Annotated in this window: 13 protein-coding genes; 6 read left to right on the top strand and 7 right to left on the bottom strand. The window is 43.0% G+C overall.

Going from position 1 to position 15,701, the window contains the following annotated elements; genetic code table 11:
• Positions 1–27: 27 nt before the first annotated feature.
• Entirely contained in the window at positions 28–969 is a 942-nt protein-coding gene (locus EHS15_RS07270) for a bile acid:sodium symporter family protein (protein WP_135759896.1), read from the bottom strand.
• Complete coding sequence (locus tag EHS15_RS07265) at positions 970–2,166, bottom strand: aminotransferase class V-fold PLP-dependent enzyme (RefSeq protein WP_135759895.1); 1,197 nt, start codon at positions 2,164–2,166, stop codon at positions 970–972.
• 57 nt (positions 2,167–2,223) lie between these two features.
• Between EHS15_RS07265 and alr the strand changes: the two genes are divergently transcribed.
• Both alr and EHS15_RS07255 read left to right on the top strand, forming a co-directional pair.
• The gene (gene alr / locus EHS15_RS07260) at positions 2,224–3,354 is read left to right on the top strand and encodes an alanine racemase (protein WP_135759894.1); all 1,131 of its coding nucleotides are present in this window, start codon (positions 2,224–2,226) and stop codon (positions 3,352–3,354) included.
• Positions 3,355–3,362: 8 nt separating this feature from the next.
• The gene (locus tag EHS15_RS07255; RefSeq protein ID WP_135759893.1) at positions 3,363–4,256 is read left to right on the top strand and encodes an alpha/beta fold hydrolase; all 894 of its coding nucleotides are present in this window, start codon (positions 3,363–3,365) and stop codon (positions 4,254–4,256) included.
• On the opposite strand, the gene EHS15_RS07250 is transcribed toward EHS15_RS07255, so the two are convergent.
• Positions 4,253–5,116, bottom strand: a complete 864-nt coding sequence (locus tag EHS15_RS07250) for a carbon-nitrogen hydrolase family protein (RefSeq protein ID WP_425460632.1) — start codon at positions 5,114–5,116, stop codon at positions 4,253–4,255. The genes EHS15_RS07255 and EHS15_RS07250 overlap by 4 nt on opposite strands.
• 14 nt (positions 5,117–5,130) lie before the next feature.
• On the opposite strand from EHS15_RS07250, the gene argB reads away from it, so the two are divergent.
• From argB to EHS15_RS07235, 3 genes are read left to right on the top strand one after another with little or no spacing between them, the layout of a single operon-like run.
• Positions 5,131–6,003, top strand: coding sequence for an acetylglutamate kinase (gene argB, locus EHS15_RS07245; protein ID WP_135759892.1), 873 nt, complete (start codon positions 5,131–5,133; stop codon positions 6,001–6,003).
• Positions 6,004–6,016: 13 nt separating this feature from the next.
• Positions 6,017–7,762, top strand: coding sequence for a SpoIIE family protein phosphatase (locus EHS15_RS07240; protein ID WP_135759891.1), 1,746 nt, complete (start codon positions 6,017–6,019; stop codon positions 7,760–7,762).
• Positions 7,763–7,777: 15 nt separating this feature from the next.
• Positions 7,778–8,368 (top strand): hypothetical protein, encoded by a 591-nt coding sequence (locus EHS15_RS07235; protein WP_135759890.1) that lies wholly within the window; start codon positions 7,778–7,780, stop codon positions 8,366–8,368.
• On the opposite strand, the gene EHS15_RS07230 is transcribed toward EHS15_RS07235, so the two are convergent.
• Positions 8,365–9,672 (bottom strand): ATP-dependent 6-phosphofructokinase, encoded by a 1,308-nt coding sequence (locus tag EHS15_RS07230; protein WP_135759889.1) that lies wholly within the window; start codon positions 9,670–9,672, stop codon positions 8,365–8,367. The two genes, EHS15_RS07235 and EHS15_RS07230, sit on opposite strands and share 4 nt — an antisense overlap.
• Positions 9,673–9,797: 125 nt before the next feature.
• On the opposite strand from EHS15_RS07230, the gene EHS15_RS07225 reads away from it, so the two are divergent.
• Positions 9,798–10,586 (top strand): hypothetical protein, encoded by a 789-nt coding sequence (locus EHS15_RS07225; RefSeq protein WP_246051932.1) that lies wholly within the window; start codon positions 9,798–9,800, stop codon positions 10,584–10,586.
• Between the two features lie 44 nt (positions 10,587–10,630).
• Here the strand turns inward: EHS15_RS07225 and EHS15_RS07220 are convergent, their stop codons facing one another.
• The 3 genes from EHS15_RS07220 to metH all read right to left on the bottom strand — a co-directional run bounded on the left by EHS15_RS07220 (position 10,631) and on the right by metH (position 15,637).
• Complete coding sequence (locus tag EHS15_RS07220) at positions 10,631–11,398, bottom strand: Lp29 family lipoprotein (RefSeq protein WP_135759887.1); 768 nt, start codon at positions 11,396–11,398, stop codon at positions 10,631–10,633.
• Between the two features lie 169 nt (positions 11,399–11,567).
• Positions 11,568–11,876: a hypothetical protein gene (locus tag EHS15_RS07215; protein ID WP_135759886.1), complete on the bottom strand. Its 309-nt coding sequence runs from the start codon at positions 11,874–11,876 to the stop codon at positions 11,568–11,570.
• 38 nt (positions 11,877–11,914) lie between these two features.
• On the bottom strand, positions 11,915–15,637 hold the full coding sequence (metH, locus tag EHS15_RS07210; protein ID WP_135759885.1) for a methionine synthase: 3,723 nt from the start codon (positions 15,635–15,637) through the stop codon (positions 11,915–11,917).
• Positions 15,638–15,701: the final 64 nt, after the last annotated feature.

Below are 15,701 nucleotides of genomic sequence, written 5' to 3'. Positions count from 1 at the left end.
GCCATTACGTAGCAGCCACCCCAATCGTCAAGGATCAATATGGAAGTTTTCTTTCGATTTTCGAAAGGCTCCTGCCAAAAAACTTCCGATCAGGGAGTGCATCAGACTGGAAAGGGCGCAAGGGATGGCTGTGTTCGGGTCAGGGAAATGGGTTCTGGCTAGTACTGCTCCTAATCCAGAGTTTTGCATCCCGACCTCGATAGAGATGGTTCTGGCAACCACCAAATCCTTGTACAACCCTCTGGACAGAACGTACCCTAAGAAGAATCCCCCTGCATGGAGGAAAAAGACGGCAAAGAAGATCCGAAAATCCGATTTTAGGATTTCTTCCCTTCCTGCAGCAATAATGGCAGATACGATCATGGCGATAAGGAGGACGGAAACAATGGGAGAGTATTGATTCGTTTTCGCTGCGAACTTAGGAAAGAAAGACTGAAGCACTACTCCCAAAAATACGGGAAGCAGGATCACCTTAAAAGTAGTCCAGAGAAGAGATGTGGTATCTACCTCCAAACGACTTCCTATCAGAAAGGAAGACAACAAAGGGGTAACCACCACGGCAAGAAGTGTGGATACGGAAGTCAATGTTACGCTCAATGGCAGGTTCCCTTTTGCCAAATAAGTGATTACATTGGAAGCGGTTCCTCCCGGACAACAAGACACTAAAATCAAACCGACAGCATATACATCCGGAAGCTGGAACAGAATTCCGATCGACCAACCTAAAAAAGGCATAATGGTAAACTGAAGAAATGTTCCCACAAAGATCTGACCGGGAAGGCGAAGGACTCTTATAAAATCTTCCGCCTTCAAAGTGAGTCCCATGCCGAGCATGATCAGTCCCAAACTGTAGGTGATCCAAGAGCCTTGGAACCATAAAAAGTATTTAGGGACTAGAAGCGCCACTCCCGTAAATGCAAGAAGGATCCAAGGGAACGAATTGACCGCTTTTTCTAAGAAGGACTTCACTTACTTTAGATACTCTTTCAGAACTGATTCCAAACGGCTGATATGCGACTCTGTTACAGGGATATGAGGAGCAAGCCTCAATCTTCCCAAACGTACCGCCGCATAGATATTTTTGGATCTTAAAAATGCCTGGATGGCTTCCGGATTGAATTCTTTCCCGGATTGAAATCCGTTCACTGCGATGATCCCCGTTTTCACATCGGGAAATACATCCCGATCCAATCGAAATCCCAAACCTCGCAACATATCAGACATTAGATTGGAAACTTCGTAGATCCTTTCTCTGGTTTTGGTAAAACCGATTGTGGAAAGCATTCGCAAGGATGCGAAAAAATAAATCCAGTCATTAAAATTGGAAGTGCTTTGTTCGAACTGATCTGCGGGAGGTTTCCATTCGTCCCTGTAAGGGAAATAAGAACCGTCATTTTTTACGCTCGCCTGTCCCTTAAAAAGAATTCTGAAATCTTTAGGAACTTCAGGAGAAAGATAAATCACTCCCAAACCCAAGGGACCTAAAAGCCATTTCCATGCGGCGAATGCGGCGAACTCCACCTTTACTTCGTTTAGCGGAACAGGAATATGCCCTACCGCCTGACTTCCGTCTAAGATCAATTTGATGGAATACTTTTCGCAGATGGATGAAATCTTTTTCAGATCCAGAGGCATTCCAGTGCACCAATGGACGGGAGACAAACTGAGAAGAGACACGTCTCCTTTTTTAGCTTCGTCTTCCAAATTTCGGAGGAACTCATCCGGAGTGTCTCCTACGGAAACAAACCCCAATCCGACTCCCTTTTCTTTCCAGTGTTCCCAAGGATATACATTGGAAGGATATTCGTTTTCGATGACCAAAATTCTGGTTCCTTTCGGAAGGGAGATACTGTGCGAATAAAGATTCATCCCTTCGGAAGTGTTGTGAACCAGTCCGATGGAATCGGGAGAGCAGGATAAGATCTCCGCCAAATAATTTCTCAAAATCACCTTGATTTTAGGCTCGGAATAACGAGGGGCAAAAATCCCATAACGGGAATATTCGTCGAAATAATCCGCCATTACGGAAGAAGCAAAACTGGAAATAGGAGTGGTTCCGCAGTAATTCAGCCAAATGGATTCTTTTTGTACGGGGAAAAGTTCGGAAATTCCCTGCCAATCTGCGGGAAGCCTGAATTCTGGTAGATTTTGTTCGGATAGAGACATGCAAAGAAAGAAATATCTGTAGCGACAGATGAGAAAAGTAAAAAATTATGGAAGAGTATGTTATCTGCCGAGGTAACCCTATCCCGATCCGCTTTCGCACACAATATTGCGCTCTACCGCAAGTTGTTGGGTGGGAAAACGAAATTCACCGCAGTGGTGAAGTCCAATGCTTACGGGCATGGTCTTTTAGAAACTGCGTCCATCGCTCTTTCCGCAGGTGCGGATCTTTTGGCAGTCAATGCTCTGGAGGAAGCCCTCGCCTTACGAAAAGCGTTCCCCTCCGTTTCCATCTTAATTATGGGAAGCATTCCCCAACTGGAATCAAGAAAACATTTGTTAGCCGACGAAGATTTTTGGGTGATGGTTTCCCGATTCGAAGAAATGCAGATGTTGTCTCGTCTGAATCCGGCTCCTAAAATCCATCTGAAATTGAATACCGGGATGGCAAGGCTCGGGCAATCCCGTCCTGAATGGGACGCTCTTGCTAAAAAAATCAAAGAAGAAAAAATTCCTTTGGCAGGACTTTGTACTCATTTCGCAAGTACGGAAGATTTTACGGAACATTCCTACTCGATGATGCAGCTCAGCCTGTTCCAGGAAGCGATCGAAATTTTTTATTCCTACGGGTTTTTGGATATTCTCTGCCATTGTGCTTCTTCCGCCTCAGCTATGTTATTTGCAGAAGCAAGGATGGATTTGGTAAGAGTGGGAATTTCCCTCTACGGACTTTGGCCCAGTTTGGAAACGAAACTTTCCCTTTCTTTGATGAAGAAGGATGTGGGAATGTTGAAACCTGCCCTTTCCTGGAAAACAAGAATCCAACACATCCAAAATCTGGATGCAGGCGCTTTTATCGGTTACGGTTCCACTTTCAAAACCACATATCCTACCAGACTCGCAGTCGTTCCAGTAGGTTACTACGAAGGCTTGGACAGAAAACTTTCAAACCACGGTTATATGCTCATTCACGGAGAAAGAGCCAAAATCCTGGGAAGGATCTGTATGAATATGACCATGTTGGAAATCACTCATATCCCCAAAGCAAAATTAGGCGATGAAGTGGTGATACTGGGATCCTCCGAAGGAGAAACAGTCAGCGCGGACGACCATGCTATGTGGACGAACACGATCAATTACGAAATCGTTACCAACATCCTAGATAAATTTCCCAGAACCATCGTTGATTAGAGGAAAAAATGACCGCTGTAAGACAAAGTTTCACTTGGAAAAATCATAGAATCACTTATGTAAAACATCCTGCTGCTTCTCCCAAATTAAAGGAAAAAATCGTTCTGATCGGCGGCTGGTGTTCCGTTGCTGGGTATTGGAAATTGAATATTCCCTTTTTTCAGGAATTCGGAGAAGTGATCGAATTGGATTTAATCGGTCATTATCCTGCGGAAATACTAGACCATCAAAAGAAACTCACCTTACAAGAGTTTTTGGAAGCGCAAGCGAATGCGATTTGGGAATGTGCCGGAACGGGAGACATCACTTTAGTGGGTCACTCTACTGGCGGCATGGCGACTCTTGCCATCGCGGCACTTTTTCCCGGAAAAATCAAACAGGTGATTTCCATCGCTCCTTATGTACACGGCCCGGTAAGAGGACCTTTAAAATTAGGTGTGATGGGACTTCGTGCCAATGTGGGAATTTTTTTCGATATGGGTTTCAAACTGGGAAGAAACATCCCCAAGGCGCTCAATTTGGGATTTTCCTTCGGAGTTTATAACTCGAAAGAATTTCATTCCAAACCGGAGATTCAGGAATTCATCGCAGACTACTATCCTCAGTTCGATCATTTGAATCCTAGAAACGCTCTAATGATTTTGGAAATGTTGGACCGCGCGGACATTCGTCCGATAGTATTCGGGAACGAAGTTCCCACTCTCATTATGAGAGGAGAAGACGATCCCGTGATTCCCGGAAAGGATGTGGCGGAAATCGAAAGAACCACTCCGAACGTAAAAGCGGTTCGATTCGCAGAATGCGGACATTTCGTACACTTGGAAAAAAGAGAAGCTGCGGAGAAAGTAATGAGAGACTTTTTAACCGCGAAAAAAGCGACTAAGAAAAAAAGTTTTTTCTAAGAAAACAATCTGTGTTTGAGGCTGGGTAATTTCGCTCTGATCTCGTGCAGTTTCGTCAGATCGATTTCGCATACCGCATAACCAGGATCAGTTCCTACATCCGCCAGCACTTCTCCCCAAGGAGATACGATGAGAGAATGACCGTAGGTTTTTCTTGTTCCATGAGGATCATGAATTCCTGTCTGTCCGGGAGCGATCACATACATAAAATTTTCTATGGCCCTGGCACGTAAAAGCACTTCCCAATGAGCTTCTCCCGTCGGTGTGGTAAATGCTGCAGGAAGAAAACAAATCTCGCATCCGTTTTTGGACAAATCTCGAAATAGTTCAGGAAAACGTATGTCGTAACAGATGGCGGAAGAGATTTGTCCGAGTGTGGTAGATACTACATCGGGGATCTTACCTCCGCTTTCCGTGGAATTGGATTCGCTGTAACTGAAACCGTCCCCCACTTCCGCATTGAAAAGATGAGCCTTGTAATACCGAAAAATTTCCTTTCCTTCCGGATCAAAAAGAAGAGCGGTATTATAGACTTTCCCGTTCCCTGCATTCGTGGGGAATCCTCCTCCCAAAAGATAAATTCCCAAATCCCTGGAAGTTTCAGAAAGGAACGAAATGGTTTCCTCTTCAATTTGTCCGATCAGATTTCTTTTTTCCTGCTCATTCCCCATAAAGGAAAAATTCTCAGGCAGACCGACTAATTTTGCGCCTTCTTTTGCGGCAGCTTCGATAAATTGTCTACACTGAGTTAGGTTGTTTGTTACACGAGCGTTACTAGAAACTTGCACTACTGCTGCTTTAAATATATCCATCATAAAAAAACGATCCTTTTCCAAACCCAGTGCGGATTCCATGTCCATAATAGAGGAAATTCATGCCGAACCAAGCTGAAAAAATCAATCATATCCTGGAAGCTCTTCCCTATCTAATCAAATATTCCGGCAAAACCATCGTCATCAAATACGGCGGAGCTGCCATGATCGAGGAGGACTTAAAAGCTTCCTTTGCTGAAGACATCGTTTTATTAAAATACTTAGGAATCAATCCGGTTGTAGTACACGGAGGGGGACCTGAGATCAATCAATTGATCAAATCGCTCAATCTAAACACCCAATTCGTTCGAGGTCATAGAGTCACGGACGAAGCCACCATGGAAGTGGTGGAGATGGTGCTTACCGGAAAGGTAAACAAACAAATCGTTTCCCTCATCCAAGAGAAAGGAGGCAAAACGGTGGGACTCTCCGGTAAAGACGGAGGACTTGCCATTGCCGAAAAATATCTCATGGAATTCGAAGATGAAAAAGGAGAAAGACAAAGTTTGGATTTGGGCCTTGTAGGAAAGATCACATCCGTCAATCCTACCTTGATCTACACTCTGCAAGCGGAAGGTTTCATACCGATCATTTCTCCTGTAGCAGTTTCTCAGGAAGGAAAAACATTGAACATCAATGCGGACACAATGGCCGGAGCGATCGCTGCAGCACTTTCCGCAGAAAAATTGATTCTACTTACAGACACCCCGGGAATTCTGATCGACGGAAAATTAGTGACCGGTCTCAACAAACAAATGATTGACGGTCATATACGATCCGGTCAAATCTCAGGCGGAATGATCCCGAAAGTGGAATGCTGCCTGGATGCCATCCATGGCGGAGTCAAACGCGCCCATATCATCGACGGTCGAGTTCCTCATTCCGTATTAATTGAGGTCTTGACAAACCAAGGAATCGGAAGTCTCATCGAATAAGGACATAATAAATATGCCGACAAAACAACTTACACTGAACCTGATTTCAGACATCACTAGCAGAATCAACTCAACGGAAGATTTAGAAAGCCTCCTCAGTGAAATCATGGGAATCACAAGAGATGTTTTGCAGACGGAAGGTTCTTCCCTACTTCTTTACGATAAAGAAAAAGACGTTCTCGTTTTCAATACGACGAGCGGCTTAAAAGAAGAATCATTGGCAGATCTCACCGTTCCGAGAGGAAAAGGGATCGCAGGTATGGTTCTGGAAACTTTGAAGCCTGAAATCGTAAACGATGCGGCCAACGATCCTAGAATCTTCAAAGACATCGACCAAACAGTAGGTTATGTAACAAGGAACCTAATTTGCGTTCCGATGATCGCTCAAGACGAAGTACAAGGTGTACTGGAAGCGGTCAATTCCGTGGACGGAAGAGAATTCAATCAATCCGACATTAAAATATTAAGATACTTATCCAATTTGGCGGCCATTGCCGTCAGAAACAGAATCCTAATCGATCGTTTGAACATGCGTGCGAACGAATTGAACTGTCTCTATCAAATCTCCCAAGCTCTTTCGAACATTCAAAACTCGGAAGAGTTTATGGATCTTGCAGTCAAAACCATTTCCGACGTTTTGCAGGTAGATCGAATCGCATTAAAATTCGAAAAAATCGATCAGAAAGGTCTGCCCAGATCCAAATCGAAAGGTTTCTCCGATCAGTTCCATGATGAAGATGTACAAACTCTTCTATTTGCGGACAAAGCGGATTGGATGTACAAAGGTTATAAAATCATTCCTGCCGACTCCCCTCAAGGACTCATACTCACTCAAAAAAGTCTTTTCCAACACAGCTTAATGCTCCTCCCCATTCTAAAAAACAAACAATGGCTAGGTGCTCTTACGGTATCGGACAAAACGTCCAGGACACGATTCGACGAGATGGACATCAAAATTCTCCGAACTCTTTCCAATCAGGTAGGAGAGGCTTATACCGCTTTACAAGTAAAGATCCAAAGCGAAAGACTCAAAAACATAGACAGAGACATGCAAGTGGCGGCGATGATACAAAAACACTCGTTACCTGTCATTCCGAAACAATACTCTCTTCTTGAATTCGACACTTACTACCAAGCCTCCAGAGAGATCGGGGGAGACTTCTACGATATGGTCATCCACGGTAAGGACGAAGTGTCCGTAATCATTGCGGACGTTTCCGGGAAAGGAACTCCTGCCGCTTTGTTTATGGAACTTTCCAAAACGGTGCTTCAGCAGGAAGTCGCAAAAACTCCTTCCACAAGAGAAGCTTTGATGCGCGCCAATGAAATCATTCAGGACAAGTCCGGATTTTTGATGTTCGTGACCGCGATGCTCGTTCGCATCAACATGACTCGCAAAGACATCACATTCTCTTCTGCCGGTCACAATATGCAGTTGATCTACCGTAAAAAGGCACATAAGATCCAACATCTTTCCGGAAAAGGACAACCGATGGGGATCAGCAAATGCGAATTTGCGGAACATGTGGTTTCCTACGAACCTGGAGATTTGATCGTGCTTTACACGGACGGAGTCACAGAGGCGATGAACTCGAAAGAAGAACTTTTTTCCGAAGAAAGATTGGAATCAGTCGTACTTTCCCATATCAACGATCCTCCTGAAATCATCCGTCAGGCAATTTTGCAAAAAGTAAGCGAATTTATCGGTGATGCGGAGCCGCATGATGACATTTCCTTGTTCATCATCCGTCTAAATTAACAGAGGGAAAAAAACATGACCCGATTATTACACTCTCTAGCGGTAGCTTTACGCCTGGATAAACTCAATAAAGCTATGTTAGATGCAGTCATCGAGACAAGAATCAAACAGGCGTTTGCACAAGCTGATAAACTGAGAAAAGAACAAGACAAACTCAAAGATAAAGAATTCAAAAAGAAGATAGAAAACCTTCAAAAGTCCCACGATACCAGTTTCGAACATTATAAAATGGAAACGGAAAACCTGATCCACAGTTTTAAGAATCAGATCCTGATGGAAAAAAAAGAAGTTTTAAAAGAAAGAGAAGTGGTGAAGGAAATGCAAAGACAAGCGATGATTCGCGAAAATCGTTTTCAACATTACATACTTCGTTTTAAGGAAATCCTTTTCATCAATAAGAAGGTTGTCGAATCCATTCAAAACCTTGTAAAAGTAGAATCCAATATAGAAGACCTTCTTTATGAAATAGATCATTATGATGAAAGCAAGTTTATCAAAAAACCTGCCGTCATCATCGATTCCGAATTTTTACAAGAATTGAATCAGAAAGAGGAAGAGATTAGGGACAATATCCTCAAATTCCAGAAAAAAGTGGAAAACGCTTAGTCTTCCGCCTTCATAGAATTAGGCTGCCCGGTCGAGGAAAGTAAGGCTCTCCAAAGAGTGCTTCTTTCCGGCCTTAGAATTTTTCTTTCCGCAATCGCAAGAGAGATGGGCATCACAGTAAACACATTGTTCCAAATTCCCACAACGCATCCCGTTTTTCCTGCGAAGGCCGCATGTACTGCGTTCTGTGCTAAAAATCCACAGAAAACGGAATCTTCCGCATTGGCAGGAACCGATCGAATGATGTAACTTGGATCGATGTATTTCAAGTTCACGGACATCTTCTCTTTTTTGAAGTAATCCGAAATTTGATCTTTGATGAATAGACCTATATCGGAGAGTTTCTTGTTTCCGGACGGATCTCTTTCTCCCTTATCCTCGAAGAACTTCTGCCCTGCTCCTTCCGCCAAAATGATAACGGCATGCCCCCTCTTTTGGATTCGATCTTTCAGAGTGGGAAAAAAAGCACCCTTCCCTTCCAAATCAAAATCCGATTCGGGGATGAGAACAAAGTTTACGTTTTTAGAAGCAAGTGCCGCATTCACCGCGATGAATCCAGAGTGACGTCCCATCAGTTTGACCAAACCGATTCCATTCGGTGCTCCCTTAGCTTCTTCGTGAGCGCAGTTCACCGCTTCTACCGCCTTACTGAAAGCAGTCGAGAATCCGAATGTTTTTTGGACATAATTGATGTCGTTGTCGATCGTTTTGGGAATGCCTATGATGGAGATGTCTTCTTTTCGTTTTTTGACTTCTTCTTGGATCGCCTGAGCGCCTCGAAGAGTTCCGTCTCCTCCGATGCAAAACAACATCTTTACACCGTACAGACATAAGGTGTCTACCATATCGTTGATGGATTGGTTCCCTCGAGAGGAACCCAAAATGGATCCCCCGAAATTCATAATATGAGCCACCTTATCTGGCGTCAGCTCCACCGGTCGATGTCCCGATTTTTTGACCAATCCTTCGTATCCGAAAGGAAAACCCAAGATTCTAGGCACTTTGTATCTGTAATGAAGTTCCATCACGAGGGCACGAATGACATCGTTGATCCCGGGGCAAAGCCCTCCGCAAGTCACGATGCCGGCAGTCACTTCCTGAGGTTGGAAATAAATCTTTTCCCTAGGGCCTGCTTGTTCGAAAAAAACGGGGCTGTTGGAGACAGTATCCAAAGCCTCTTTTTGACCTGAAAAAATAGTTTGGAAAAGGACGACGGAACTTTCTTCCGTCCAGTAATCGTAACCGGCAGGGTTCGGATAAATACATTCCCCGAATTGTTCTACTTTCGTGTCGTTTTGGTTCATTCAGGATTTTTATAGCAAAAAAACGGGAACAAGAAAGCAAATTTCATTGCAATTATAGGAATTTTAAGTGTGATTCCCTATAGATGGTAAATAAATTCATAATTGCTCTGGTGCTCTTGCCTGGAATGACGATTGCCATCTTTTCTCAGGGCCTTCCTTTTTTTTCCAGCTATTCCTTTACGGATCCCAGACCCAGTTTGTTCGAAGTGAACTCGGCACCTAACCGAAATGATTTGAAAGTTCTTTCGATCCCCTTCGCTTTCCCTGCCGAATTGGAATTGGGACGCCCTTCTCCTCAACCTACTCCTCATTTATTTACCGATCCTCTTTCTAAAGTGCAGGTTTTTTCCCCGATCATTCCATTTTCGACTGCTTATCCGAACAGAAACCCCGAAGGGAATTTTGATTTCGCCCATTCTCGTCCGAATGCGGCTCTTCTTTCTTACCAACCTAACGTAACTTATGTCAGCTATAGACGGGGATTCAGTTTCGATATGGGATTGAGTTTCGGAATGTCCCTCGGTCAGGGTGGACTTGCCTATGTAGATGTTGCGGAAACCAAAATGAGATTGAAGTACCGCCTAAATCGAAATATTTTTTCTTATTTGAAGAACTCAAGATGGGAATTGTTTTTACAATTGTCCGAAATACATAGGTTTGATGCAGATTCTTTTTCCAAACAGTTCAACACAGCCCTCAAAGTACAAGATCCTGCTAAAACCAATTTCGTAGGCCGTCAAATCTATGTGACTCCCGGAATCAGTGTTTCTAACAGCAATTTGGTGTTCGAAGGTATGGTCAAAGTGCCTATCAATTCAAGAGAAGCAAACCGCACCTTGGACGAGCTTTGGTCTCCGGAAGTGCAAGGGAACTTGGGTCTAAAATACTTTATCCCTGTTAAATCTTCGAATTAAGGGAACTGGATTTACCCCACGCAAAACCATATAAGAAGTTCGGCTTATTTATTTGTTTCAAGAAAATCCACCTGAAACTCGCGAATCATATTCTCTTGTGACTGCTTGAGAGAATCTTTATAATTAGTGTTATAGTTTTCACCAAAAGTGAGAAGAATCGACCACCAACTGGCAATAGCAGTCATATCCTTATCATACTTGACAGTTTTAATCAAATTAAGCTTAGAATCATAAATCATAAAAATAGAATATGCTTCGCATTTTTCAAATATAGGAAAAGTAAAAGCTGTAGATACCGATAGTAGCAAATTAAAAAGTAATCGGATTCCAGTTCTATTATTGCGAAAAGAAGGACCGTTTATTCCTACAATATAATAGTCTACATCTCTCTTTTTAACTAAACATTTCGTTTTATCCAACTCTTCTTTGTCCGAAGTTATGTCAAAATCAACCACTTTATTTAACTCAGTGATACCTGTCTTCTTCACAAGTTCTAGATAATTCGAAACAAAAAGATAACATCTAGCGGCTGGTATCGTTGAATCAATGGAACTAGTAGGAATTTGTTCCACAGGTTGACCTATGGGAAATGCATCTTTCATCGGATGATCATAATCAAGACTTGCAGTAGAAATGAAATATCTTCCCTCGTATCGATAAGATACGGTAACAGGATAAAAACCAACGAGAGCTATTTTTAGCTTTGTGTTAGAGTCGGAAAGTTTACCGATTTTATCTTCAGGAACTTTTATCGTCTGAAAGATAGTACAGCTAAAACAAAACAGCAGAATTAAATAAATAGAATATCTCATAAGAAAATTGACTCGTTTTTAAGTTTAGAATCAGAATACGCAAAAAGCCTTATTTTAGAAAATTAAAATATTCCAATTATCATTGGAAAATGAATAAATCACTTGCCGAAGTCAAGTAATTTATTCATTATTATTTTCAATAAGCGAAAAGATTCTAAAATAGAGAAGATTAAGAACTAAATTTTTTCCAAGACAAATCCATATCCATTTTGGAAATTTTTTCTTTTTTGCGTGAGATCCGAAATTCCCTTCTGCCGAATCCGCTTTCTTCCCAAACGAATAAAGTCTCTTCCGTGGGACAACTTGCCTCTCCACAGCTCACTTCTAACACTTCTATTTCCGTGGAAGCGGGGATTTTGCTGTAGTCACTGAACCAAGAAGAAAGTTTGGGATGAAAAGGGAATCCGTCGCTTAACTTAATTTTAGCGACAGAATTCCATCCATGCTGATGTGCCTTTATCGTATGATCTTCGCCCATACCGAATCAAACTCCACCATCAAGGAAAATCATTTCATTTAACCTGCATTCACCGGTCTTTTGGAAGGATCATAATTCAAATAAGGAGAGAGCCATCTTTCGATTTCCGATTTAGGCATTTGTTTTCTCTCCACATAATCGTTGATTTGATCCTCATTCATCTTTCCGATCGCAAAGTATTTGGATTCCGGATGAGAAAAATAATAACCGCTTACGGAACTCGCAGGCCACATAGCGCAGCTTTCCGTCAAGATGATGCCCGTATTTTTTTCCACTTGGAGCAGATCCCAAATCTTCGGTTTTTCCGTATGATCCGGGCAGGCAGGATATCCCGGAGCAGGACGAATCCCTTGGTATTTCTCTCGGATCAAATCTTCGTTGGAAAGATTTTCCGTTTTTCCGAAACCCCATTCTACTCTCATCCAATGGTGCATGTATTCCGCAAACGCCTCTGCAAAACGATCCGCCAGAGCTTTAACCAAGATCGAATTGTAATCGTCTTGTTTTGCTTCGTAAGCTTTCGCGATTTCATCGATTCCATGTCCGGTCGTTACGGCGAAAAAGCCTAGATAATCTTCTTTGGAAAATTCTTCCGGAGAGATAAAATCCACTAAACTATAATTAGGTTGTCCTGGAAGTTTTGTGGTTTGCTGACGAAGCATAGGGAATTTCTGTAAAAGTTTCGTTTTCGCCTCATCCTCGTACACTTCCACAGTCTCTCCCACTGCCTTCGCAGGGAAAACACCTACAACTGCCTTAGGAGCCAGTCGTTTGTCGGAAAGCATATTCTGAAGCATCGCAGTCGCATCGTTGTAAAGCTGAGTGGCTTCTTTACCAACCACAGGATCTTTCAAAATCTGAGGGAAACGTCCCTTCAATTCCCAAGCTAAAAAGAAAGGAGACCAATCGATGTAAGGAACCAATTGTTCCAAAGTCACATCCGTAATTGTTTTCACTCCCGTAAAAGAAGGTTTAGGCGGAGAATAATTCGGCCAATCGATTTTGGTTTTATTCGCAATCGCATCGGAGAAGGTCAAAAGATTTCTTTCACTTTCTCTGGAGTAAAACTCTTCTCGAATCCTCGCTTGGTCTTCTCTGACATTCGCCATATAGACTTCCGTAGTGGCAGGATTCAAAACCCCGTTCATTACGTTCACTACTCTAGAGGCGTCCAAAACATGAAGGACAGGATGAGAATATTGTTCCGCTATTTTAACTGCGGTATGCGCAGGAGAAGTAGTCGCCCCTCCGATCAAAAGAGGAACTTGGAAACCTTGTCTTTCCATCTCTTTGGCAACATGCACCATCTCATCCAAAGAAGGAGTGATAAGTCCGGACAATCCGATCGCTTTTACCTTTTCCTTCTTCGCAGTTTCCAAAATCTTTTCCGCAGGAACCATCACTCCTAAATCGATCACTTCATAATTATTACATGCAAGCACGACACCCACGATGTTTTTACCGATATCGTGTACGTCTCCCTTCACAGTGGCGATGAGGAACTTGGATTGAGCGGATTCGTCTTTTTGATTTTTCTTTTCTTCCTCCATAAAAGGAAGAAGATAGGCCACAGCTTTTTTCATTACACGAGCACTCTTCACTACCTGAGGAAGAAACATCTTTCCTGCACCGAAAAGTTCTCCCACGACTTTCATTCCGTTCATGAGAGGACCTTCGATCACCTCTAGAGGTTTCGCAAAACTTTTACGAGCCTCTTCCGTGTCTTGCGTAACGAATTCATCGATTCCTTTTACTAGAGCATATGTTAAACGTTCTTCTACGGTTTGAGATCTCCAAGCATCGTCTTTCTTTTGGACTTTAGCTTCTCCATGAAAGGAAGCTGCCGCATCGATCAGTCTTTCCGTAGCATCAGATCTTCTGTTGAGAAGCACATCTTCTATGAGTTCCAGAAGATCTTTAGGGATCTCTTCGTACACTTCCAACATCCCTGCATTCACGATGGCCATATCCATTCCCGCTTGGATGGCATGGTATAAAAATGCGGAGTGCATCGCTTCTCTCACAGGATTGTTCCCTCTGAAAGAGAATGAGATATTGCTCAAACCGCCGGAAACTTTCGCACCTGGACAAACCTTTTTGATTTCTCTAGTCGCTTCGATAAAATCGACGGCATAGTTGTTATGTTCTTCGATCCCTGTAGCAACGGTCAAAATGTTCGGATCGAAAATGATATCGTTAGGATCGAAATCCAATTTGGAAATAAGAAGATCGTATGCTCTTTTACAGATGCGAACTTTATCCTCTTTTGTCGCAGCTTGTCCTTGTTCATCGAAAGCCATCACGATGGCGGAAGCACCGAATCTTTGTATGGTTCTCGCATGTTTCAGAAACACCTCTTCTCCTTCTTTCAAAGAGATAGAGTTTACGATGGGTTTACCCTGAACACATTTCAAACCGGCTTCCAATACGGACCATTTGGAAGAGTCGATCATAAAAGGAACTTTTGCGATTTCCGGTTCTCCTGCGATCAAGTTGAGGAACTTGGTCATGGAGCCTTCCCCGTCGAGAAGGGCTTCATCGAAATTGATATCAATTACGTTCGCACCCGCCTGTACTTGCTGCAAAGCCACTTGCACTGCCTCTTCGAAATTGCCTTCTAAAATCAGTTTTTTGAATTTAGGAGATCCGGTAACGTTTGTTCTCTCTCCTACATTGATGAAACCTTGCTCTTTCGTAAGAATCAAAGGTTCCAAACCGGAAAGTCTTCCTAACGCAGGTTGCACGATGAGTTGTCTGGGAGGAAGTTTCGATACCGCATTTGCAGCCGCTTTGATATGGTCCGGAGTGGTTCCGCAGCACCCACCCACGATATTGAGAAAACCTGCTTCCCCGAAATTCTCCATCCAAGAGCCGAATTCCGCAGGAGTTTGGTCGTAACCTCCGAAAGCATTCGGAAGACCGGCATTCGGATAACAAGAAACATAACAATCCGCCACTCTCGCAAGTTCTGCGATATAGGGTCTCATCTCTCCTGCACCTAACGCACAATTGATTCCCACTGCGAGAGGTTTTGCATGTTTTACGGAAATATAAAAAGCTTCTCCCGTTTGCCCGGAAAGAGTTCTTCCGGAAGCATCCGTAATGGTTACGGATAAAATAACGGGAATGCGGATGTTTCTTTCTTCGAAGATCTTGTCGATCGCAAAGATACATGCCTTTAAGTTCAAAGTATCGATATTGGTTTCAGGAAGAAGTAAGTCGACTCCCCCGTCTATCAATGCGGAAATTTGTTCGTAAAAACTATCAACTAACTCGTCAAATGTGACAGCGCGAAATGCAGGATTATTCACATCCGGCGAAAGGGACGCAGTTTTGACCGTAGGTCCGATCGAACCTGCGATGAAAACATCTTGTTTGCCCGTTTTGTCTTTGAATTTTTGAACCGCTTTTTTGGCACATTCCACTGCGGCAAGATTCAAATCCCTTACGACGGATTCCATTTTATAATCCGCTTGGGAAACGGAATTGGAACTAAAGGTATTCGTTTCGATGATATCCGCACCTGCTTCCAAATACTCCAGATGCACCCCTTCGATGATGTCCGGTCTTGTCATCGCCAGCATATCATTGTTTCCTTTTACGGAAAGAGACCAATCCTTAAACCTCTCCCCTCTGAAGTCCTCTTCCTGAAGGGAATGTCTTTGGATCATGGTTCCCATCGCACCGTCCAAAACCAAAATTTTTTCTTTCAAAAGTTGGACGATTCGATTGCCGGCAGGGTTGGTATATTCAAATTTCATAATGTTTACTTATATATTAGATAATTATTTCAAGGAAAAAGTTCACGAGAGAGAAAGTCTCTCG

Source organism: Leptospira idonii (assembly GCF_004770995.1).
Lineage (GTDB): Bacteria > Spirochaetota > Leptospiria > Leptospirales > Leptospiraceae > Leptospira_A > Leptospira_A idonii.
The sequence above is the reverse complement of the archived record's forward strand: the minus strand, read 5'-3'. Positions and strand labels throughout refer to the sequence as shown.

Bases quoted from the DNA above. Each gene is read 5' to 3' on its own strand.
- EHS15_RS07265 (WP_135759895.1), bottom strand. From the start codon at position 2,166: ATGTCTCTATCCGAACAAAATCTACCAGAATTCAGGCTTCCCGCAGAT.
- alr (WP_135759894.1), top strand. From the start codon at position 2,224: ATGTTATCTGCCGAGGTAACCCTATCCCGATCCGCTTTCGCACACAAT.
- EHS15_RS07255 (WP_135759893.1), top strand. From the start codon at position 3,363: ATGACCGCTGTAAGACAAAGTTTCACTTGGAAAAATCATAGAATCACT.
- EHS15_RS07250 (WP_425460632.1), bottom strand. From the start codon at position 5,116: ATGGACATGGAATCCGCACTGGGTTTGGAAAAGGATCGTTTTTTTATG.
- argB (WP_135759892.1), top strand. From the start codon at position 5,131: ATGCCGAACCAAGCTGAAAAAATCAATCATATCCTGGAAGCTCTTCCC.
- EHS15_RS07240 (WP_135759891.1), top strand. From the start codon at position 6,017: ATGCCGACAAAACAACTTACACTGAACCTGATTTCAGACATCACTAGC.
- EHS15_RS07235 (WP_135759890.1), top strand. From the start codon at position 7,778: ATGACCCGATTATTACACTCTCTAGCGGTAGCTTTACGCCTGGATAAA.
- EHS15_RS07230 (WP_135759889.1), bottom strand. From the start codon at position 9,672: ATGAACCAAAACGACACGAAAGTAGAACAATTCGGGGAATGTATTTAT.
- EHS15_RS07225 (WP_246051932.1), top strand. From the start codon at position 9,798: ATGACGATTGCCATCTTTTCTCAGGGCCTTCCTTTTTTTTCCAGCTAT.
- EHS15_RS07220 (WP_135759887.1), bottom strand. From the start codon at position 11,398: ATGAGATATTCTATTTATTTAATTCTGCTGTTTTGTTTTAGCTGTACT.
- EHS15_RS07215 (WP_135759886.1), bottom strand. From the start codon at position 11,876: ATGGGCGAAGATCATACGATAAAGGCACATCAGCATGGATGGAATTCT.
- metH (WP_135759885.1), bottom strand. From the start codon at position 15,637: ATGAAATTTGAATATACCAACCCTGCCGGCAATCGAATCGTCCAACTT.